Source organism: Paenibacillus sp. CB74, assembly GCF_055687625.1.
In genome coordinates this window covers 882232-902475 of the sequence record NZ_CM146009.1, presented here as the reverse complement: position 1 = coordinate 902475, position 20244 = coordinate 882232, and the positions used below count along the sequence as shown (strand labels likewise).

General features: G+C 47.7%; 23 protein-coding genes. 3 read left to right on the top strand and 20 right to left on the bottom strand.

The window, feature by feature from the left end:
* Window positions 1-29 precede the first annotated feature (29 nt).
* The 4 genes from ACX9NY_RS04145 to ACX9NY_RS04130 form a co-directional block, all read right to left on the bottom strand.
* Window positions 30-1697, bottom strand: coding sequence for a spore germination protein (locus tag ACX9NY_RS04145; protein WP_339235387.1), 1668 nt, complete (start codon window positions 1695-1697; stop codon window positions 30-32).
* 24 nt (window positions 1698-1721) lie between these two features.
* Entirely contained in the window at window positions 1722-2150 is a 429-nt protein-coding gene (locus ACX9NY_RS04140; protein ID WP_339235389.1) for a stage V sporulation protein AB, read from the bottom strand.
* Window positions 2131-2787 (bottom strand): stage V sporulation protein AA, encoded by a 657-nt coding sequence (locus tag ACX9NY_RS04135; protein ID WP_339235392.1) that lies wholly within the window; start codon window positions 2785-2787, stop codon window positions 2131-2133. Before ACX9NY_RS04135 ends, ACX9NY_RS04140 begins: the two co-directional genes overlap by 20 nt.
* A 578-nt stretch (window positions 2788-3365) precedes the next feature.
* A complete protein-coding gene (locus ACX9NY_RS04130; protein ID WP_472477188.1) occupies window positions 3366-4265 on the bottom strand; it encodes a helix-turn-helix transcriptional regulator in 900 nt (299 codons plus the stop codon).
* Between the two features lie 107 nt (window positions 4266-4372).
* Between ACX9NY_RS04130 and ACX9NY_RS04125 the strand changes: the two genes are divergently transcribed.
* The gene (locus tag ACX9NY_RS04125; RefSeq protein ID WP_472477186.1) at window positions 4373-5287 is read left to right on the top strand and encodes an EamA family transporter; all 915 of its coding nucleotides are present in this window, start codon (window positions 4373-4375) and stop codon (window positions 5285-5287) included.
* A gap of 101 nt (window positions 5288-5388) precedes the next feature.
* Here ACX9NY_RS04125 and sigF read toward each other — a convergent pair whose 3' ends face one another.
* From sigF to ACX9NY_RS04070, 11 genes are all read right to left on the bottom strand, one after another.
* The gene (sigF, locus tag ACX9NY_RS04120; RefSeq protein WP_036607856.1) at window positions 5389-6144 is read right to left on the bottom strand and encodes an RNA polymerase sporulation sigma factor SigF; all 756 of its coding nucleotides are present in this window, start codon (window positions 6142-6144) and stop codon (window positions 5389-5391) included.
* A gap of 14 nt (window positions 6145-6158) precedes the next feature.
* The gene (spoIIAB, locus tag ACX9NY_RS04115; RefSeq protein ID WP_036672324.1) at window positions 6159-6614 is read right to left on the bottom strand and encodes an anti-sigma F factor; all 456 of its coding nucleotides are present in this window, start codon (window positions 6612-6614) and stop codon (window positions 6159-6161) included.
* Window positions 6611-6964, bottom strand: coding sequence for an anti-sigma F factor antagonist (spoIIAA, locus tag ACX9NY_RS04110; RefSeq protein ID WP_017687636.1), 354 nt, complete (start codon window positions 6962-6964; stop codon window positions 6611-6613). The genes spoIIAB and spoIIAA overlap by 4 nt, the downstream gene beginning before the upstream one ends.
* Window positions 6965-7107: 143 nt before the next feature.
* Complete coding sequence (locus tag ACX9NY_RS04105) at window positions 7108-8229, bottom strand: D-alanyl-D-alanine carboxypeptidase family protein (RefSeq protein ID WP_472479207.1); 1122 nt, start codon at window positions 8227-8229, stop codon at window positions 7108-7110.
* A 304-nt stretch (window positions 8230-8533) separates the two neighbouring features.
* Window positions 8534-9358: a purine-nucleoside phosphorylase gene (locus ACX9NY_RS04100; RefSeq protein WP_062835238.1), complete on the bottom strand. Its 825-nt coding sequence runs from the start codon at window positions 9356-9358 to the stop codon at window positions 8534-8536.
* A gap of 178 nt (window positions 9359-9536) precedes the next feature.
* Window positions 9537-10427, bottom strand: coding sequence for a tyrosine recombinase (locus ACX9NY_RS04095; protein WP_339235398.1), 891 nt, complete (start codon window positions 10425-10427; stop codon window positions 9537-9539).
* Between the two features lie 75 nt (window positions 10428-10502).
* On the bottom strand, window positions 10503-10745 hold the full coding sequence (locus tag ACX9NY_RS04090; protein ID WP_017687632.1) for a DUF4227 family protein: 243 nt from the start codon (window positions 10743-10745) through the stop codon (window positions 10503-10505).
* Window positions 10746-10904: 159 nt separating this feature from the next.
* Window positions 10905-11372, bottom strand: a complete 468-nt coding sequence (gene fur / locus ACX9NY_RS04085) for a ferric iron uptake transcriptional regulator (protein ID WP_090922447.1) — start codon at window positions 11370-11372, stop codon at window positions 10905-10907.
* Window positions 11373-11479: 107 nt separating this feature from the next.
* Complete coding sequence (spoIIM, locus tag ACX9NY_RS04080) at window positions 11480-12109, bottom strand: stage II sporulation protein M (protein ID WP_339256176.1); 630 nt, start codon at window positions 12107-12109, stop codon at window positions 11480-11482.
* 174 nt (window positions 12110-12283) lie between these two features.
* Entirely contained in the window at window positions 12284-13504 is a 1221-nt protein-coding gene (locus ACX9NY_RS04075; protein ID WP_339235403.1) for an endonuclease Q family protein, read from the bottom strand.
* Window positions 13505-13506: 2 nt separating this feature from the next.
* A complete protein-coding gene (locus ACX9NY_RS04070; RefSeq protein ID WP_472477182.1) occupies window positions 13507-14100 on the bottom strand; it encodes an NUDIX domain-containing protein in 594 nt (197 codons plus the stop codon).
* 122 nt (window positions 14101-14222) lie between these two features.
* On the opposite strand from ACX9NY_RS04070, the gene ACX9NY_RS04065 reads away from it, so the two are divergent.
* Window positions 14223-14369, top strand: a complete 147-nt coding sequence (locus tag ACX9NY_RS04065) for a Z-ring formation inhibitor MciZ (RefSeq protein WP_253438738.1) — start codon at window positions 14223-14225, stop codon at window positions 14367-14369.
* A 145-nt stretch (window positions 14370-14514) separates the two neighbouring features.
* Here the strand turns inward: ACX9NY_RS04065 and ACX9NY_RS04060 are convergent, their stop codons facing one another.
* Window positions 14515-15648, bottom strand: coding sequence for a tripeptidase T (locus ACX9NY_RS04060; RefSeq protein ID WP_472477180.1), 1134 nt, complete (start codon window positions 15646-15648; stop codon window positions 14515-14517).
* 78 nt (window positions 15649-15726) lie between these two features.
* Here ACX9NY_RS04060 and prli42 point away from each other — a divergent pair, with 78 nt between their 5' ends.
* Entirely contained in the window at window positions 15727-15828 is a 102-nt protein-coding gene (prli42, locus tag ACX9NY_RS04055; protein WP_017687624.1) for a stressosome-associated protein Prli42, read from the top strand.
* Window positions 15829-15854: 26 nt separating this feature from the next.
* Here the strand turns inward: prli42 and lipB are convergent, their stop codons facing one another.
* From lipB to ACX9NY_RS04035, 4 genes are all read right to left on the bottom strand, one after another.
* The gene (gene lipB / locus ACX9NY_RS04050) at window positions 15855-16562 is read right to left on the bottom strand and encodes a lipoyl(octanoyl) transferase LipB (protein ID WP_339235412.1); all 708 of its coding nucleotides are present in this window, start codon (window positions 16560-16562) and stop codon (window positions 15855-15857) included.
* Between the two features lie 111 nt (window positions 16563-16673).
* Window positions 16674-18125 carry a dihydrolipoamide acetyltransferase family protein gene (locus tag ACX9NY_RS04045; RefSeq protein ID WP_339235415.1) on the bottom strand — a complete coding sequence of 484 codons (1452 nt, stop codon included), beginning with the start codon at window positions 18123-18125 and terminating at the stop codon, window positions 16674-16676.
* A gap of 48 nt (window positions 18126-18173) precedes the next feature.
* Window positions 18174-19160, bottom strand: a complete 987-nt coding sequence (locus tag ACX9NY_RS04040) for an alpha-ketoacid dehydrogenase subunit beta (RefSeq protein WP_062835245.1) — start codon at window positions 19158-19160, stop codon at window positions 18174-18176.
* A gap of 2 nt (window positions 19161-19162) precedes the next feature.
* On the bottom strand, window positions 19163-20191 hold the full coding sequence (locus ACX9NY_RS04035) for a thiamine pyrophosphate-dependent dehydrogenase E1 component subunit alpha (protein ID WP_472477177.1): 1029 nt from the start codon (window positions 20189-20191) through the stop codon (window positions 19163-19165).
* Window positions 20192-20244: the final 53 nt, after the last annotated feature.

The window sequence follows — 20244 nt, the reverse complement described above, 5'->3', positions numbered from 1 at the left end:
GCGGCGAGATGAATGGATTTTTCGGAAGATCATTTGTGTTTTTTACTTTTTCGCAGTTCACCGTCCGGATCATCGGACATTTTGGTGTTGTCACGGGTTTTGTTGAATGATGGACGTTTTTTATTTTCCAGTAAAGGCAGCCGGAATAAAAAGTTGCCCAAGGCCTTTGCATTAAACGGTATAAAAGGCCATAGATACGAAGAATTATATGACCGGTGAACGGTGAGTGCCAATATGAGCAATGTACAGCCAACAACCAATCCCGGAACTTTGAATATCGCTACTGCTATGAGTAAAAACAGTCTGACTAACCTGTTGGCAAGTCCCAACTCGTAACTTGGTGTGGCAAACATTCCAATGGCTGCAATGGCCATATAGAGTACAACCTCATTAACAAAGTATCCCGTTTTCACAGCAATATCTCCAACGAGAATGGCCGCGATTAAACCCATGGCCGATGCCAGAGGTGTAGGTGTATGAACCGCAGCCATCCGCAATAGATCGACACCAAGCTCTATGAGAAGAAACTGCAAAATCAGGGGCAACTTCACATTTTCCTGTGGACCAATGAAGTCCAGCCCCATCGGTTTGAGCGAAGGTTCTATTACCATGAGAAGCCATAGGGGCAGCAAAAACAGCGATATGAGAATCCCTGCAAAACGAACCCATCGTAAATACGTCCCCATCAATGCCGTCTGTCTATTTTCCTCTGCATGTTCACACAGGTCGAAGAACGTCGTTGGCAAAATCATTACACTGGGAGAAGTATCAACGAAAATGACGACTCTGCCCTCCAGCAGATGGGATGCTGTTACATCCGGCCGCTCCGAATATCGAACGAGTGGGAATGGGTTCCATCCCTTGTTGATAATCGCTTCCTCCAGCTGTTTATCTGCGGCGGGAATACCATCGATATCCACCCGCTGAATTTTCTCACGGACTGAGTCCACCTGCACTTTATCCACAATATCGTCAATGTATACCACGCAGACATCGGTTTGTGTTCTCCGCCCCACCTGCATGATCTCAAACTTAAGTCCAGGGTCGCGTATTCTGCGGCGCACCAAGGTTACGTTAGTCAGGAGGGTTTCCGTAAAGCCATCTCTGGAACCTCGGACTACCCTTTCCAATGAAGGTTCTTCTGGTGAACGAACCGGGTAACTCCGGGTATCCATTACTAGGACCGAGCGATCCCCTTCAACGAACAATGCACTCATACCTGTAAGAACCTTGTTAATGACCGCACTCATCTTCTCGACTTTTTCCACCTGTATATGGGGAATGTAACAGTCGAAATAAGATTTTAGTGCGTGCTCGGATACCTGATCAGGCGTGAGATAGGTTAACCTTTTTAATACTTCCAGTAGGATCTCATCCTTGGCAAAACCCGTCAAAAGAAGCAATCCCACATGTTTGCCACCCAGCACCATCTCTCTCATATCCACATCAAAGGATTCCCCAAGTCCGAGAACTTGCTTGAGCGTATTTTTGTTTTCACTCATCCGAGGGGAAATATCATCATTTTCCTGCCAATACTGTACGGATTCCTCAATACTGTCGGACATCTCATTTTGTTTTTTCTTATTGTACGCTTTCTCCTCTTCTTCCTTCTGAATCTCATATGCAGACTTGTGCAGCATCTCTTCCGTTATACCTTCACTATGTTCCTGGCCTGTGTGCTCCGTTCGTTCATCCATCTTCCATCCTCCTATGGCCACCAGTTACCGTTGATATATAAAGAAATCAAACAGGGAACCTGTCATTTTACCCAAAATCATAGCGAGCAGTAATCCAAACAAATAAGGTTTCATGCCTAATCGTTTAGCTAGCACGGGCAGTACATTAAGCACCTCGGTGAGTGCTGCGGCGAGCAGACCGATGAACACACCACAGAACAACCCTACGATCGGGCTAAGCAGCAGCACCCCATGCATTTTCCAATGCCAGAAGTCCGCCACCGTTCCGAGCAGTGAACCACCGATTAGCGCCCCTTCGTACCAGTGAGTCTTGTCATACGTTTGCGTAAGTTGAGCCAACCTGGGAATCATATCGAGCACCAGAATAAGCGCAATTACGCCGCTTCCTACGGCAATTCCTCCGGCAATACCCAATACAATGCTGATTGCTCCATTAAGAACGCTCATCCGCATTCATCTCCCTGCGTTCCTGCTCATGCATCCGTTCGCTTTCCTCGATGACCACATATTGATCTACATTTTGCTGGTATAGGAACATCTCCACTTCCAGCGGGGTAGGCTCCTCATTCCACTTTTTCTTGAACAAGTGATTAAAAAATACTGCCATTCCGAATCCAATGCCAATCGAATATGCCACTTGGAACAGGTAGGGATGTTCGTCCCGATGCCCAGTGAGCATCTCCACAATTCGAATCTGAACTTCCTGCATGTTCACATCGGCATGAAAATTCATTATGGTTAAGGCTGATCCGAAGAAAAGAAGTAACCACACCAAAATGAACAGGGACTTGGAAGGTTGACCATTTCCCGCGATGACTTCAACCAACGTATGACCTGATCCCATCAGTTCAACACTGACCTCCGGCAAGATGTGCCGAATTCGGGGAATAATCTGTAATATATCAATGAGGATCAGATTGCCATCCTCCGGTCCAGGACGCAAAAGTTCAAGCTCCAGTAGCCTGCTCTCCTGATTTTCAGAAGTGGTCAGTACATGTGCAATGTCTCCAAGCTTGACTGCCCTGCCCCTCTGGATGCGAATGCGGCTGCGCAGTCGAACGTAGACCATTGGAGTGGGCGTCTGAGACATCCATAACACTCCTTTGCTGCGTAATTTAGGTTAGTATTTGAAGAATGTGCAAATTTATTACAAACGGGTTGGAAAAAGATCGGGAGGATGGTGCGGGCGCTGCGGGATGGATCGGTCATTGATCGCTGTTGCTCGGGGGAGGATACACGCAGACACTCCGACGGCAGACCAACCTTCTGATCGCTGTTGTCTCCAAATTCTTCTGATTGATTTCTAAGTGTTAGAAATTTGGAGACAAAGGCGAACGCTTCGCTTCTTCAGGTTTAATCTGCCGTCTGCGTTGCATCTGTATCATTAGGCAAGCCCTCACGCTTTGCTCCTTTTGACCGAATCCATCCCTCCGCTACCCATCGTCCTCCCATTTCCAAACGTTGTAATAAATATGCTAGGGAGTGGGAAGGAAGGGATTTATAAGATGAGTTTTTGAGGTTATTTTTGCTTAGACGGGGAGCGGCTATTGATCAGGTTGAGGGAAACTGAGTGTGGAGCATTGTATTCCATATCAAAAGAGTCGCCTTATGGGCGACTCTCCGGTGTTGGTTGATAGACTTACAGCTCAAGAATTACTTTAAAAAATATTACGGATTCCTTTGTTGACTCAATTTCCTTTTGAATTGTAAAGGGGTTGAATTCATTGTTTTGCGAAACTGATTAATGTAATAACTTGTGCTGTTAAAACCGACTTCATAGGCAATTTCGGTAATACTTCGTTCGGAGAGTTGTAAAAGTTCAATGCTTCTTTGGATACGGTACTCTATCACATATTGCATGGGTGTTGTTCTCAATATTTGCTTGAAGTAACGACATGTCTCTGATCGACTTAACTGTCCCATCCTCGCAATATCTTCCAGCCTGATCGGGTCAGCATAGTTGAGATGAATCCATTGCAACATGTCTTTCATTCGCTTGTTTCTGCTCATCTCCGATGGATCATGTTCCAGGGAATATCCATTCATAATCAACATTTTCCACATATCCAGCACCGCAGAAGCAACATTCACTTCATAAAACGGAACTTGGTCCACAAACTCTCCTCTAATCCGTGCAATTGTGTCCAGGAACTGTTCTCCCCACACATCCGTTCTTTCGATATACAGAAAAGGCAAATTAGTTGCTGTTACATATGGATGTACATACTTCATATACAATTCCGAAGGCATGATAACGTGTGGGGACAAATTCAGACATAAATAAATGCAGTTCTCGCTCACACCGTGATCTTCGGCCATATGCATCATACCACTGTTGATAAAAATCCCGTCACCTTTGGGTACTGCTATTTTTTGATCGTTGATATGGAACAATGCCTTACCTTGAAGAACAGCAACAAACTGCAATTCATCATGCCAGTGGAGAGGAATATGTCCGTGAACATGTTGAACAATGGTTGTCTCATAACAGGCTACCGATAATGCATCGGTGCGGTGTTCCGTCATTTCTTTCAAATTGTGATCAATGATAAATTCAATATTCTGCATAGGCCTCATCTCAATATTGTTATATTTTTAAGTGCGATATTGATATTAATGTACTGAATTTCTCCTTAATATAACACTATTCTTATATTTAAGGTGAGGCGACAAGCATGATAACTTTTGCAAAATCCAAATATTCAGGTATTTTACTCGTCCTGACGGGAGCAATATGTTGGGGAGTCGGAGGTACGGTATCTCAAAAACTGTTTCAACTGGATGGCATTGAGGTCAACTGGTATGTAACTGTTCGATTGCTGATTGCTGGGCTACTCCTTTTGGTTATTCAATCGTTTACACGTGGAAGAGTTCAGATTTGGGATGTGTGGAGAAATAAGAAAACAGCAATACAGCTGATCATTTTTGGACTGGTGGGCATGCTTGCCGTTCAATATACCTACATGGCATCCATTAAACATGGCAATTCCGCAGTAGCTACACTGCTGCAATACCTGTCCCCTGTTATGATCATGATTTACATCGCCCTCCAGAAACAGTCTGTCCTTACACGAAATGATGTTGCATGCGCCGTACTGGCTCTCGGAGGGTGTTTCCTCCTGCTAACGAACGGCTCGTTTACGCAGTTATCTGTCTCCTGGCTTGCAGTTATATGGGGGTTGTTATCCGGGATTTCCGCTGCATTTTATACGCTGTATGCCGTGCAATTAATTACAAGGTTCGATTCACTTGTTGTGGTTGGCTGGGCTATGATCATCGGTGGTCTGGGAATGAGTTTTATTCACCCGCCCTGGGTCATGAATTTTGCGAGCATCAGCCTTAAAACTTACGGTTATTTGATATTTACGATCCTTTTTGGAACCATGATTGCTTTTTGGTTTTATATCGCAAGTCTCAAAAGGCTTTCTCCCAAAGAGACCAGTCTACTCGGGAGCGCAGAGCCCCTTGCTGCGGTTGGAACAACCGTCATATGGCTTCATGAACCCTTTGGCATCTATCAATGGATCGGTACGGCATGTATTCTTGGCATGATGCTGGTCATGCAGTCCAATCGTTCGGGATCTCACTGAATTAACAACAAATAACCTCCCTCGCCATAACGCGCGATAGAAGGTTGTTAGTTGTCGTATATTGGTGCATAAGCGCCAATATTGTTGTTGCAATCCCCGAATCACTGCGCGATCTGGTCGCGGATGGATTGCAGTATTTTTTTCTCCAGACGGGATACCTGCACCTGAGATATCCCCAGCCTGCTGGCAACCTCGGACTGCGTCTGATCCCGGTAATACCGTAGATAGACGATTAAACGCTCCCGCTCGCTGAGACCACCGATGGCTTCGTTCAGAGCCAGTTTGTCAAACCAACGTTCCTGAGACTCGTCGGCAATCTGGTCCATTAATGTAATGGGATCACCGTCATTCTCAAATACCGTCTCATGGATAGAGGTCGGCGGTTTGTTGGCTTCCTGGGCAAATACGACTTCCTCCGGGGTTACTCCCAACTCTGCGGCAACTTCCTTAATCGTTGGCAGTCGATCCAGGTGTTTGGACAGTTCGTCCCTTTTTTTGCGGACTTTATTCGCCATCTCTTTCAGTGAACGACTGACCTTCAGGGTACCGTCATCTCGCAGGAATCGCTGGATTTCTCCGATGATCATCGGTACCGCGTAGGTTGAGAACTTCACGTCATAACTGAGATCAAATTTGTCTACTGACTTGAGCAGACCGATACAACCAATCTGGAACAGATCTTCCGGATCATATCCCCTGTTCATAAAACGCTGTACGACGGACCAGACGAGTCTGATGTTGCAGTTCACCAGCGTATCCCGCGAAACATGGTCACCCGACTGACTGAGCGCAATCAGCCGTTTGACCTCGGCATCGTCCAAATAGGTCTGTGAAGATGGTTTCACTTCAGCATCCATAAGAACACCAACCCCTAATTATACAATGCTTTCTTGGATTCAATCCTTTTTTTCATCTTGATGGAGGTGCCTCTGCCGGGCTCACTGCTGACTTCGAATTCATCCATAAAGTTTTCCATAATGGTGAAGCCCATGCCCGACCGCTCAAGTTCGGGTTTGGACGTATATAACGGCTGCTTGGCCAGTTCAAGATCTTCGATACCTTCACCGCGGTCTTCCACAATAATCGTGATCATGTCTTCCCGAATCTCGGCCTGGATAGAGACAACACCTTCAGAGTTGTTGTTGTATCCATGGATGATGCTGTTGGTCACGGCTTCCGAAATGACCGTCTTCAGGTCACTGAGCTCGTCCATTGTTGGATCAAGCTGGGAGATAAATGCAGCAACGGTTACCCGTGCAAACGATTCATTCTCTGACTTGGCCGCGAATTGCAGATTCATGAAATTTGTCCCTGTTCCTTCATTCATGAGACGACCTCCAGACCTGAGAGAGCAGTTCCCTCATTTTCGTATATCGGCATTATCTTGAACAGACCCGACATTTCCAGCAAACGGTACACCGGCGAATTGACGTCACAGACCACCATCTTGCCGCCTTTGTTCTTAATGAGCTTGTATCTTCCCAAAATGACACCCAGGCCCGAACTATCCATAAATTGCAGATCTTTCAGGCTGAGTACCAGATGCTCGCTTTGTCTCCGCTGGATGGCTTCATCCATTTGCATCCGTACCATGTCAGCTGTATGGTGATCCAGCTCCCCGGATAATCGTACAATCAGAATCCCGCGATGGTGTTCCATTTCCACATGCAAGTTCACGTTTGCCCACTCTCCTCCCTGTCTTGAACAAGGATTTCTACGTATCCAAAGGCTTTTCCTGCCCCCCGACAAAACTAGAAGAAAACCCCTATTTAACTACAAAATATGTTCGAAGGATGCGAACAACTCGCGTAATTCGCCTTTTAATCAAACAGGTTGGACGTAGTCCGTTTAAACAGCTTCCACCAGCCAGCTTTATTCACGTCCTGTGGAGCCTGAATGTCGAATTCCTTAATGACGTCATTGCCCTGGTACACCACCAGTTTACCTATACTTTGTCCAGCCTTGATCGGAGCTTTCAATTCTTTGGCAACTAGCAATTCATGCCGGATGTCATTGGATTTCGCTCCTTTGCGCATCAGCACACTATAATTTTGCGTGGCATTCAAAGGCAATTCGGCAACTTCACCTTTTTCGATCTTCAGACTGCCCAGCAGATCCCCTGCCTTGTAGAGAGCCTTCATCGTATATTGACTAAAGGCATAATCAAACATCGATGACACTTCGCTATTTCGTGTTTTGGTATTGGGTTCACCAAGTACCACGGAAACGACACGCAGTCCGTCCTTAGACGCTGTTGCGGACAGGCAGAACTTCGCTTCGGATGTATAACCTGTTTTCAAACCATCTGCCCCTTCATAAAAACGAACCAGCTTGTTCGTGTTCACCAGCCAGAATGGCTTTTCCGAGTCTTTGCGAAGATAATCCTGATAGGCACCGGTGTACTTCGTAATCCCGGAATGCTTCAGCAGTTCACGACTCATGACGGCAATGTCGTGGGCTGACGAATAATGATTATCCACCGGCAGACCGTTACAGTTGGCAAAATGAGTATCCTTCATGCCAAGCTCCTTCGCACGCTCATTCATTAGCTGTACAAAGGCTTCCTCCGAACCAGCAATCTTCTCAGCCATAGCCACTGAGGCATCATTTCCTGAAGCCATCGCGATCCCTTTTAACATGTCATCAACGGTCATCTCTTCCCCAGGCTCCAGGAATATCTGCGAACCGCCCATGGAAGCTGCATATTCGCTCGTTCTTACTTTATCTGTCAGCTTCAGCTTGCCGGAGTCGATCGCTTCGATTGTAAGCAGCATGGTCATAATTTTTGTAATGCTCGCCGGAGGCAGCTGATCATGACTGTTTTTCTCATATATGACGGTTCCTGTGTCCGCATCCATTAGGATCGCAGAGCGTGCCGACGGGGCAAGATCCGTCCCTCCCGCTGTCTTCGGTGTTTCTTCAGCTAATGCCGTTGATGCCATAAGGGACAGCAGGATACAAAGGGTCATGAACGATGCCATTATTCTTTTCTTCACAAGGTTACCTCCTCAAATGACTTGCTTACTGCATGTTCCATGCATGTACTGCTAATCATTGTCGGCCCGTTTCCAGTAAATTATTCCATGTAAAGCATGATTTCCCGAACTTTTATTGAAAATGTGATCAAAGCGAAAAAAACGTCCGCTTACTCAACGCATGAGTAAGTGGACGTTCAACACAACAAAAAAAAGGTTACCCCCGATGATTTCTCATTCGAAGAGGTAACCTTCTCTACTCAACTCTTGCTTACATTTGTGGAATAACAGCCAATACCAGCGCCAGGAACGACTCACGAACACGCTCCGTCGTTTCCATCACCTCATCATGTGATAGCGGCTGGTCCAGAATTCCGGCAGCCATGTTACTGATACAGGATATACCGAGCACTTCCAGACCTGCATGGCGTGCCACGATCACTTCAGATACAGTGGACATGCCCACGGCGTCTGCGCCCAATGTACGCAGCATTTTGATCTCTGCTGGTGTCTCGTAGTTCGGACCAAGCATACCTGCGTATACCCCTTCACGTACGTTAAAACCTTGTGAAGCCGCCGTATCCTTTGCCAGCGCACGCAAACGGCGGCTATAGGCTTCGGACAGATCAGGGAAACGCACGCCCAGGGCAGCGTCATTGGGTCCGATCAGTGGATTTTTGCCTGTAAGATTCAAGTGATCAGAGATCAGCATCAAATCTCCAGCTTCATACGACGTGTTCACGCCGCCCGCTGCATTGGTTACAAGTAAGCTGCTTACACCCAGTTCTTTCATTACTCGTACCGGGAAAGCTGTCAATTCCGGACCATATCCTTCGTACATGTGGAAGCGGCCTTTCATCATCACGACTGGACGGCCTTTAATGGTGCCGACCAATAGCTCACCTTCATGCCCTTCTACTGTGGACACCGGAAAATGTGGAATATCCTGATAAGCGATGCTTACGCCATCTTCAATCAGTTCTGCCAGTACGCCAAGACCCGAACCTAAAATCAAACCGACTTCCGGCTTGATGGAGCTTTTACTTTGAATATAAGAGGCTGCTTCCGAAATCATTTGTTGGTTTAATGCTGTCATGCGATGTATGTTCCTCCTTGAGTTGAAACGATCCGTCTATAGACGCATTTTGCAAAATCTATTCAATCCGAATTTATGCAAACTGCTTATGTATAACGGCGTTTGGATGTATTCAATTTATTTTATCCTAAATTGTCGCGATGTTCCGCATTTATTTGTGAATGCCATGCGTCAAAATCTATTTTGCCCTCGGGTGATGGGTTTCATAGATTTCTTTCATGGTTTTGCGACCATGGTTGCCATATTGTTGCCCCGGCTGCTCTACGTGACCCAGCATATCCTGAACCGCACGTGTGTCCGCCCCATTGGCAATCAGGTGCGCCGCAAAGGAATGACGCAGCGTATGCGGTGTAATTTCGTCCGAGATTCCTGCGTCCACTGCCGCTTTTTTGAGCAGCTTCCAGAAGCCCTGCCGGGTTAAACGTCTGCCAGATACATTCACGAACAGTGCCTGCTCGTCCGAATCGGTTTTGAGCAATTTGTTGCGGAATTCCTCCACATATACACTTGCCCAATGTGCAGCGGGTGCACCGATGGGAAGAATGCGTTCTTTGCCCGCTCCACCGCATCGTATAAAACGCATGCCTGGCTGTACATCCCGAATGTCCAGCGCAATCAGTTCCGAGACCCGAATACCTGTAGCATACAACAGTTCAAGCATCGCTCGATCTCTCACACCCTGCGGTGAACGAATATCAGGCGCTGTCAGCAGTTGTTCGATCTCCTGTATACTTAATACCTGTGGTGGCGACTTGTCCGCCTTGGGAGCTTCCACATCAAACGTAGGGTCCTGTATAATCTCCCCCCGGCGCATCAAAAAGTGAAAGTAGGAGCGCAGAGATACGATGCTGCGGGCAATGGTTGCGTTAGCACGTCCTGCCTGTTTGAGCTGACCTGCAAACAGGACGACATGCGTGCGTCTGACCTGATCGGCTTTGCGTATGCCAAATTCCTTATCTGCAAATTCAATGAACTTGTCCACGTCTCGGAGATACGATTCAAGCGTGCTGCTCGACATCCCTTTATCATCTTCCAAGTATAAGGCATAGGCGTGTATCGTCTGTTTCATGTACAACGCTCCTCAACTGACAGATCTGCCGCTCTGGCAGACTGCTCCCGTATTTGCATCCCTGACTGTTCGAAGCTACTCCCCGTACCAATAGAACAAACGGAGACGCTCTGCCATCGTAGGACGTCCTTCTCCATTACCCGGCCAATCCGTTTCCTGAAATACTTTGATTGCATTGCCAGTCGGCATCTGATACTGGTCCACAGGTGAGATCCAGCCATTGAACAGATCCAGAACATGATAGAACAGATAGACTAGTGCAGCAAAAAATATAATAAATCGAATAAAACGGAGCCCTCTCCGCACTGATATAATCATGGGTATATCCCCCTTCTGATTCAAATCCGGTAACGTCCTTGAATCAGGGTATGTCCATAAACACAAGTTTATGCCATTCGGGGTAAACTCCAGATCACGTCCGGTGCCAAAAAAGCTCTCCCGTCAAAACCGCCGGTGAGAGCTTGAAGATATGCTATGTTATTCTTCATCTTTGGGTTTCTGTTCATTTTTAGCTTTGCAACGATAACAAATTCCATGAAAATCCAGTCGGTGATCTACTACCGAAAAGTTGAATTCCCGCTCCAAACGCTCTTCAAGCGGTCCAAGCCAATCTTCACGTATTTCATCCATACTTCCGCATTGAACACAGATTAAGTGATGATGGTGATGCTTGGATGTATCTCCGCGCAGATCATAACGCGCTACACCGTCGCCGAAGTTGATTTTCTCTACAACATGCAGCTCACTCAGCAGTTCGAGGGTACGGTACACGGTTGCCAGACCGATTTCGGGAGCCTTTTCTTTAACGAGCATGAATACGTCTTCTGCGCTCAGATGATCTTCTTCATTCTCAAGAAGTACTCTTACGGTGGCTTCCCGCTGGGGCGTTAATTTATATCCTTGGGACTGTAGTTGCTGCTTAATTTTATCAATCCGTGCTTCCATTTTCTCCCTCCCCCTAGGAAATCACTGCACACTGCAACTTAACCCACTCTTTTCATTATAGGGGGAGTGCGTAATTAAAGTCAACATTTTACACTATGCGATGAACGTTATGCCGGTAGTAGCATTGGCGTGACCCAGCGCATCATCGCAGGTGTAACCCATGTTTCAAAAGACGCCACGCCGAGCAGCATTGCAGCCATAACCAAAGTTAACACTATATATGAAGCAAACGGCCTTTGTCGACCAGGTGTTCGCTGCATCAAAACACGATTGCGAATGATGTATAGCGAGAATGTCATCGCCGCCACACTGCAGATCAGAAGGATTGGAATGACAAATAGATTATGTGGTGCCACGGAAACCAGTGCAAACAGCAGCCCTTTCCAAGAATACTGTCCAACCAGGTAACCCACAGTGAATCCAATGAGCACACCTTTCAGAAAATCCAGAACCAGTATACCGGGCAGTCCAACGACGGATAAACCCAGAATAAAGATTAGACCTACCCATTTCAGATGAAGCATGGCGATGTCCCAATAGGCCCCTGTCTCTGTCACCTGCGCACTGTGCTGCACGGTCATGAAGAAATTACCGAGATAACCCTCCAGATCCTGGCGTTGATCAAGAGACAATGCATTCACCATAAGCGCGCCAAAAATGACGCCGACCAGAAACAAGACAGCCACGAATACATATAACGAAGTCTGACCTTTAAATGTAAAGTAGGATGAGCGCATACAGGTACGAGTCCCCTTTCCGGTATCATGCTGCAAGGATTCTCAGTTACATCCTCATAGTCATTCTTATGAACCGGAATGCACCTGTATGACTTCTTGTCCAGATTGGTTCCCTGTATGGTGAAAGCTATATGAGTTGAACCTCGAAATATAACTACAGCATATTTACACGAGTCACTCCGTGGCTCTTTCCTGAACAGCAACTTTACCATACGTTCCTCCACCTCCGGAGGACAATTCCAGTTGCCCATTCCGCGCAGCCACGATCAAGCCAGCCAGCACAGGTCCAACAACCGCAGCAAGTTCTTCCTCATGCGTACGATGAAGCACATTCATTTCTGTACCAAAATGGTCCAGTAACTGGCGCAATTTGGCTTTGCCAAGTCCCGGAATGAACTCCAGTGGTACCTGATAATGATAGGCGGGTCTGTTTGCAGGAACATGAGGAATCTCCCGATCAGAGATGGCCAGAATGCGATCCAATACCCCTTGAACAAGCTTCAGACTGCCACAGTGAGGGCAACGCTCTGCCGACATCGCTTGCTCATCCATGATACTGCCACACGCCGCACAGTAGGTACGGTGATATTTGCCGAGCCTTGGATTCAGTCCATAATTGGCAGCAATGCTCCTGCCATCTTCTCCTTGAAGTGCCATACGGAATTCATCAAAAGAAGGGGCAGCAATTAGTAATTCGTTATACTCCCGTCCAATCTTACCAAGTGAATGAGCATCCGAATTGGTCAGGAACGGTACACGGTCCAACTCTTGAATATAACTGGCCATGGATGAGTCTGAGCTTAACCCCAGCTCTACCGCATCCACAAGACGGGTATCCAGCACATCGCCCATACGGGGGGCTGTACTGCCATAGATGCCTTTATGCGGTGTAAATACATGTGCAGGCACAATTAGTCCACCACGTGCCTTAATCTCGGCCTGCATCTCTAGAGCGGGCACGTATACCCGCTGAGAACTGAGATTCACATTTTTCATATAACGTTTCATCCAGTCCGTGAAGGACTTCATCGTTTTCAGATCACGGAAGTATGCGAGCATATGGAACTCACGCATTTCAGGCTCGCGCAGCTCAATCTCTGTACCTAGCAGAATGGTGGTGTCCTGGTAGGCAATACCGCCCCCCTCAATCTCGGACATCGTACCGTTCTCCAGCAATTGCTCGATATCCATCTGTACAACCGGCGAATGACAATCAATCACACCCAGCAAATGAATTCCTTTGCGATCCGATGCTTCCCGGGCAATATTCTCAAATGTCAGATCTCGACTGCCACTGATTTTTACGGCCTCGCCGCGAGAGGTTCGTCCGATGTGAATATGCAGGTCTGTATAACAGGGCTCCCACATCGTGGACGTTTTCAGTTGGTCATTCATCCCTAGAACCGTCCTGTCGTTCGGTAGAGGTCCCACGCGTACACAGCCATCATCGTTTTGGCATCACTAATCCGGTTATCGTCCATGAGTGCGTAGGCTTCCTCCAGTGTGATCTCGGATACTTCAAGGAATTCATCTTCGTCCAGTTCCATATCTCCGGCTTCCAACTCTTCAGCGATGTATAGATGAATGATCTCATCTGCGAAGCCTGGTGAGGTGTAGAACGAACGCAGATGACGCAGTGACTTGGCCACATATCCCGTCTCTTCTCGCAATTCACGTGCGGCAGCCACTTCCGGCTCTTCTCCCGGGTCCAGTTTTCCCGCAGGAATCTCCACTTCGGTGCGCCCCATTGCTTGACGATACTGATCCACTACAAGCATGCGATTCCCATTCAGAGCGAGTACAGCTACTGCTCCAGGGTGGCGGATTATCTCACGTGTAGCCGTCTCACCGTTCGGCAGTTTAACCGTATCGACCTGTAGTGAAATCACTTTCCCCTCGAAGATGGGCTTGGTGGATACGGTCACTTCATCTAGTTTTGGATTGGCAGGTTGCGCCGCGTGGATGGATTGAGCAGATTGGTTTGGTTTCATTCGTTCTTCAACTCCATATCGTTGGATTATATATTCGTTTAATGTATAAATCTCTGATTTTGGGCATATGGTGAGCGTATAGAACTCTCACAGCAAATATAAACAAATCAGGGGGAATTTTGATGAACAGTTATTTGACGCCTAAATCCGTACACGTGGTAGGACAAGCCCGGCAAGTACAGCTCATCCTTAAGCAATGGTTGCACGAGTGGGGACCGGATGCCAAATTAAGTGATCTGCTCGCTGGACGCAAATCAATGGGGCATTGATCTATTCAGCCATAGACACATGTTTCATCCAATATTAACGAGTCTTCTCCCTTGAAATATAACATGAATTTACAAAAAGTCCGAATCCGTACAGACCGGGTTCGGACTTTTGTCTAAGAACATGTGAGGTAACATGTGCAGTATCTTATTTCTTGCCAGCTGCCGTTTCCTGAATAATTGCCACCACCACTTGGGACAACTTCACAATGTCTTCGGCACGAATACGTTCTTTGGTTGTATGAATATCCTCATACCCTACCGCCAGATTCGCGGTTGGAATACCAAATCCGTTAAAGATGTTGGCATCACTGCCCCCACCAGAGGCGAACGTACGAGTCTCGAGACCCATACTGCGGATGGCACGCTGTGCAAGTTGCACAACTTCGTGTTCATCATGGAAACCAAATGCCGGATAAAGGATTTCACTTCTGAATTCAGCCGTTGCACCGTATTTGCGACATGTCGTTTCCAGCGCATCGCGCATCTGTGCAACCTGCAACTCCACTTTCTCCTGCACAATACTGCGAGCTTCCGCTTCAAGCTGTACAAAGTCACATACCACGTTGAGTGCTGATCCACCCTGGAATTTGCCGATGTTTGCTGTTGTCTCATCATCAATTCGTCCAAGCTTCATCGCTGCAATGGCTTTGGCAGCAACCTGAATGGCGCTGATCCCGTCTTCTGGGTTCACGCCCGCATGTGCGGACTTCCCATAGATGCTCATTTGGATTTCGGCTCTGGCCGGTGCAGCTACACAGATCGTCCCTACAGCTCCGTTGGAATCCAACGCATAGCCGAATTCGGCATCGATATCCTTCGGATTCATGGCACGTGCGCCCACCAGGCCAGACTCTTCGCCCACCGTAATGACGAATTGAATTTTACCATGTGGAATCTTGTTCTCCTGAATCACACGAATCGCTTCGAACAGTGCCGCAATCCCTGCCTTGTCATCAGCTCCCAGGATCGTTGTTCCATCACTGCGAATCCAGCCATCTTCACCCAGTTCAGGTTTAATGCCCTGTCCCGGCGTTACGGTGTCCATATGACATGTGAAAAAGATCGGTGCAACACCATCTGTTCCTTCGGCCTCCCAGGTAATGACAAGGTTTCCCGCGCCATGTCCGGTTTGTTCCATGGTGTCGTCCTCATAGACATGAAGGCCGAGATCTGCAAACTGCTCTTGAAGCACCTTGGAGATGTTCTGTTCATTTTTCGTTTCACTATCAATCTGGACCAGTTCCATGAACTGATCGATAACACGTTGTTGTTTAATCATAGGACTTTCCTCCCTCTCGTGGATACGGTACAATACAATTACTATGGCTTACTTTATGTTGAAAGGAGTTCTCTCATCATGCAAAAAAAGAAATGGTTCAAAATCATCATCTATCTCATGCTGATCGCCATGATCGGGTCCACCCTTTTCATCGCTCTCGAACCGTTGCTGTTCGGATAGCCACATGAAGCCTTTCGACGAACTGTTTACAGACGTTGAAGGGCTTCTTTTTCGCTAATCCAATTGATTTGATATGGAAAAATGCGATTAAAGTACGGAACAATCTCGCGTGCTACCTGCTCCACTGTATAAGACTTGCCCGTGATATCCTCCAGTGAAGTAACACCATATTGCTCAATTCCACAAGGAACAATCCCCTGAAAACCAGCATGTTGAATGCCTGAGCTGATGTTAAAGGCAAACCCATGACTGGTCACGAAACCGCGGCGATGTTTGCAGCGATTAAACTTAATGCCGATCGCAGCAATCTTCATATCGCCGATCCACACACCCGTATACCCCTCTTTGCGTCCGGCTTCGATGCCTTGGTCTGCGAGATAATCTATAAGTACCTGCTCAAGTTTCCGCAAATATCCGTGTAGATCCAAGTCTTCATCCCGACCAAGAATCAATAACGGGTAACCTACCAACTGGCCCGGGCCATGATAAGTAATATCACCGCCCCGATCAATCTGAAACAAAGAAATCCCTTGCTCACGCAATTCTTCCGGACTGAGAAGCAGATGCTCCGGATGATTTTGTGAACCAATCGTATACGTTGGCGGGTGTTGTAAAAGCAGCATCTGCTCGGCTCCCTCGCCCTCGTCCAATCGCTGCACAATCGCTTTCTGGCGGTTCCAAGCCTCTTCATAATCAAGCATCGGTATGTATGCAACATCCAGCGGCTTGCTCATGATTCCCCACACCCTTCTGCTTCAGGTTCAATGTACAATTGAGCACTTGTCCATAGACAACAGGAAAAGTGCACGGCCTCCGGCACATACACTTTCCCGTCTACTATTTACTTAATACACCGTGCTCTCCATGGTATATCCTTCAAGGTTTTCTTTGACACGTTGCAAGAAACGTCCGCTGATTACGCCATCCAAGATTCGGTGATCCAGCGACAGACACAGATTAGCCATCGAACGAACAGCGATCATATCATTAATAACCACGGGCTTCTTGACAATCGACTCGAATGTAAGAATCGCTGCCTGCGGATAGTTAATGATTGGCTGGGACAGGATCGAACCGAATGAACCGGTGTTGTTCACTGTGAACGTACCACCTTGCATATGGTCCAGCTTCAGCGTACCTTCACGTGTTTTGCGAGCCAGTTCATCTACTTCACGGGCCAGACCTGCAATATTTCGCTGATCGGCATGTTTGATTACCGGTGTAAGTACGGAATCTTCGGTCCCTACCGCCATGGACAGGTTAATGTCCCGTTTGACGATAATTTTGTCCACTGCCCATACCGAGTTCATAATCGGGTAGTCTTTAATCGCATTAACGACACCCTTCATCATGAAGGACAGATATGTCAGATTGATGCCTTCCTTGCGCTTGAACTCATCCTTGAGTTTATTGCGCAGCATCACGAGATTCGTCACGTCCACTTCGATCATCGTCCATGCATGCGGGATTTCGGATACGCTCTGACGCATATTCCGCGCAATCGCATTACGCACAGGGGTAACATCAATGAAATACTCCGATCTTCCCTGGCCGCCACCTTCTACTTCGATCTGTGGAATTTTCGGGCTTTCGGTTAGATGAATACCTGAATGTCTCACAGGAACACCTGCATCGGACGCTGAGATCGCTTCTCCAGCGGTTAAACCCATGTCTCCATTTCCACGATTTACGCCACTGAATGGAGAAGCAGACGGCACACCAGAAGGTGTATGCTGTGCAACTGGAGATGATGCTTGTGCAGACGCAGACGATCCAGCCACATTACCTCCCTGTGCAACAAATGCCAGCACATCTTTGCGGGTAATACGACCACCTGCTCCAGTACCTTGGATGCTTTGCAAGTTCAAACCATGCTCTGCTGCCAGAGATTGCACTGCCGGGGAATACCGATTACGCATCGGCTGATTAAGGTCATGTGCTGCTGTATTTGAGACGGCAACAGGAGTATGGGCCGTATTATGCTGCACTTGCTCCTGTTGCTGCGATACTTGTGTTACCTGCTCAGCCGCTTCTTCGTCAGAAGCTGCGACCTGCATGCGGCAGATTGCTTCACCAACAGCAATCGTTGTGCCTTCTTCCACCAAAAGATCACCCATAATTCCATCCACCGTGGATGGAATCTCGGCATTGACTTTATCCGTGATTACTTCACAGATCGGCTCGTACTGTTCCACACGGTCGCCCGGTTTTTTCAACCATTTGCCTATGGTAGCCGAGACCAGCGATTCCGCCAATTGCGGCATAATGACCTCGATCCATTTCATACGTTCAGCCATTTGATTATCACTCCAAACTTTACTTTTAAACGATCCAATAAAACGAAATTAAAACTCGGCAAGTGTACGCATTGCTGCTTTGGCTTTGTCCTTGCTCAGCATGTAAAATTTCTCCAATGTTGGGCTAATTGGCATGGCTGGCACGTCAGGTCCACAGAGACGCTGAATCGGCGCATCCAGTTCAAACAGACATTCCTCACTAATAATCGCGGCAACTTCGGCACCTACACCACCCGTTTTGTTATCTTCGTGAACGATCAGCACTTTGCCTGTCAGACGAGCGGAAGCAATAATCGCTTCACGATCCAGCGGTTGCAATGTGCGCAGATCCAGAACGTGTGCGGTAATGCCTTCCTCACGTTCCAGCTCCTCAGCAGCCTGCATGACAAAATGCAGCGGCTGGCTGTAGCCGATCACCGTAATATCCGCACCCTCACGAAGTACGTTGGCTTTGCCGATCGGAACGATGTAATCATCCTCAGGCACATCTTCCTTGATGAGCTTGTAGCATTTTTTATTTTCAAAAAAGAGTACCGGATCCGGGTCGCGAATGGCCGCTTTGAGCAGACCCTTGGCATCGTATGCCGAGTAAGGCGCTATAATTTTCAGACCAGGTGTACCAAAGAAAATCGATTCCGGGCATTGGGAGTGATACAACCCACCGAAGATTCCGCCACCAATCGGCGCGCGGATAACGATCGGGCAACTCCAGTCATTGTTGGAGCGATAGCGGATTTTCGCCGCTTCACTAATGATCTGGTTTGTTGCTGGCAGCATGAAGTCCGAATATTGCATCTCGGCAATCGGCTTCATGCCATACATCGCTGCACCAATAGCTACACCTGCGATAGCGGATTCGGACAAAGGTGTGTCCATGACACGCATTTCACCAAACTGATCCTGCAACCCTTTGGTTGTGGTGAACACACCACCTTTGACCCCTACATCTTCACCGAGGATAAAGACATTCTCATCCCGCTCCATCTCTTCTTTCATCGCGAGACGGATTGCATCAATATATTCCATCACTGCCATACTTACCGTCCCCCTTCTTCGCTGTCCGCATAAACGTGCGTCAGAGTGTCCTCAGGTTTCGGATATGGCGCGTTGTCTGCATATTCAGTCGCTTCTTTCATTTCCAGCGCAAGCTGGGAAGCCAGATCCGCATCCCGGGCGTCGTCCCAGATGCCGCAATCAATCAGATAGTTCTTCATGCGAAGCACGCCATCCTTCTTCCAGTTCTCTTCAACTTCTTCCTTGGTCCGGTAAGCCAGATCATTGTCAGAAGTGGAGTGAGGAGAGAGACGATACATCATCGCTTCAATCAGTGTGGGTCCTTCGCCTGCTATGGCACGTTGACGTGCTTCCTTCACAGCAGCGTATACTTCGAGCGCATCGTTACCATCTACACGCAGTCCGGGGAAACCGTAACCGAGTGCACGGTCCGATATTTTACCGCTAAGCTGCTTGTGAATTGGAACCGAAATCGCATACTGGTTGTTCTCACACATAATAATGACAGGCAACTTGTGTACACCTGCAAAGTTGGCTCCCTCATGGAAGTCACCCTGATTGCTTGATCCTTCACCAAACGTAACAAAAGAAACAAATTTTTGCTTCTTCATTTTGGCAGCCAGCGCAAACCCGACAGCGTGCGGAACCTGTGTTGTAACCGGGCTGGAGCCCGTCACAATCCGCAGCTTTTTGTGACCGAAGTGACCCGGCATTTGCCGACCGCCACTATTCGGATCTTCGGCTTTTGCAAAAGCAGACAGCATCAACTCACGCGGAGTCATGCCTACCGCCAGTACAAAACCATAATCGCGGTAATACGGTAAATAATAATCGTGATCCCGGTCCAGACCAAAAGCAGCGCCTACTTGCGCAGCCTCCTGCCCTACACCGGATACGTGAAAGTTAATTTTGCCAGCCCGTTGCAAGAGCAAGCAACGCTCGTCAAACTTGCGTGCGAGCAGCATGTATTTGTACATATCCAATACTTCACCATCGCTAAGTCCCAGCTGTTGATGCCGATGGACCGCGTCTGCAGTACCTTGTGAACTCATATGAGGTACCTCCTTTTAATCAGAGCCTGTGCCACTCTTACTACCCGATCTTA

What these genes read in the sequence shown, in the direction of transcription:
- ACX9NY_RS04145 (WP_339235387.1), bottom strand. Translation starts at nt 1,697, where the DNA reads ATGGATGAACGAACGGAGCACACAGGCCAGGAACATAGTGAAGGTATA.
- ACX9NY_RS04140 (WP_339235389.1), bottom strand. Translation starts at nt 2,150, where the DNA reads ATGCGGATGAGCGTTCTTAATGGAGCAATCAGCATTGTATTGGGTATT.
- ACX9NY_RS04135 (WP_339235392.1), bottom strand. Translation starts at nt 2,787, where the DNA reads ATGTCTCAGACGCCCACTCCAATGGTCTACGTTCGACTGCGCAGCCGC.
- ACX9NY_RS04130 (WP_472477188.1), bottom strand. Translation starts at nt 4,265, where the DNA reads ATGCAGAATATTGAATTTATCATTGATCACAATTTGAAAGAAATGACG.
- ACX9NY_RS04125 (WP_472477186.1), top strand. Translation starts at nt 4,373, where the DNA reads ATGATAACTTTTGCAAAATCCAAATATTCAGGTATTTTACTCGTCCTG.
- sigF (WP_036607856.1), bottom strand. Translation starts at nt 6,144, where the DNA reads ATGGATGCTGAAGTGAAACCATCTTCACAGACCTATTTGGACGATGCC.
- spoIIAB (WP_036672324.1), bottom strand. Translation starts at nt 6,614, where the DNA reads ATGAATGAAGGAACAGGGACAAATTTCATGAATCTGCAATTCGCGGCC.
- ACX9NY_RS04105 (WP_472479207.1), bottom strand. Translation starts at nt 8,229, where the DNA reads ATGGCATCAACGGCATTAGCTGAAGAAACACCGAAGACAGCGGGAGGG.
- ACX9NY_RS04100 (WP_062835238.1), bottom strand. Translation starts at nt 9,358, where the DNA reads ATGACAGCATTAAACCAACAAATGATTTCGGAAGCAGCCTCTTATATT.
- ACX9NY_RS04095 (WP_339235398.1), bottom strand. Translation starts at nt 10,427, where the DNA reads ATGAAACAGACGATACACGCCTATGCCTTATACTTGGAAGATGATAAA.
- ACX9NY_RS04090 (WP_017687632.1), bottom strand. Translation starts at nt 10,745, where the DNA reads ATGATTATATCAGTGCGGAGAGGGCTCCGTTTTATTCGATTTATTATA.
- fur (WP_090922447.1), bottom strand. Translation starts at nt 11,372, where the DNA reads ATGGAAGCACGGATTGATAAAATTAAGCAGCAACTACAGTCCCAAGGA.
- spoIIM (WP_339256176.1), bottom strand. Translation starts at nt 12,109, where the DNA reads ATGCGCTCATCCTACTTTACATTTAAAGGTCAGACTTCGTTATATGTA.
- ACX9NY_RS04075 (WP_339235403.1), bottom strand. Translation starts at nt 13,504, where the DNA reads ATGAATGACCAACTGAAAACGTCCACGATGTGGGAGCCCTGTTATACA.
- ACX9NY_RS04070 (WP_472477182.1), bottom strand. Translation starts at nt 14,100, where the DNA reads ATGAAACCAAACCAATCTGCTCAATCCATCCACGCGGCGCAACCTGCC.
- ACX9NY_RS04065 (WP_253438738.1), top strand. Translation starts at nt 14,223, where the DNA reads ATGAACAGTTATTTGACGCCTAAATCCGTACACGTGGTAGGACAAGCC.
- ACX9NY_RS04060 (WP_472477180.1), bottom strand. Translation starts at nt 15,648, where the DNA reads ATGATTAAACAACAACGTGTTATCGATCAGTTCATGGAACTGGTCCAG.
- prli42 (WP_017687624.1), top strand. Translation starts at nt 15,727, where the DNA reads ATGCAAAAAAAGAAATGGTTCAAAATCATCATCTATCTCATGCTGATC.
- lipB (WP_339235412.1), bottom strand. Translation starts at nt 16,562, where the DNA reads ATGAGCAAGCCGCTGGATGTTGCATACATACCGATGCTTGATTATGAA.
- ACX9NY_RS04045 (WP_339235415.1), bottom strand. Translation starts at nt 18,125, where the DNA reads ATGGCTGAACGTATGAAATGGATCGAGGTCATTATGCCGCAATTGGCG.
- ACX9NY_RS04040 (WP_062835245.1), bottom strand. Translation starts at nt 19,160, where the DNA reads ATGGCAGTGATGGAATATATTGATGCAATCCGTCTCGCGATGAAAGAA.
- ACX9NY_RS04035 (WP_472477177.1), bottom strand. Translation starts at nt 20,191, where the DNA reads ATGAGTTCACAAGGTACTGCAGACGCGGTCCATCGGCATCAACAGCTG.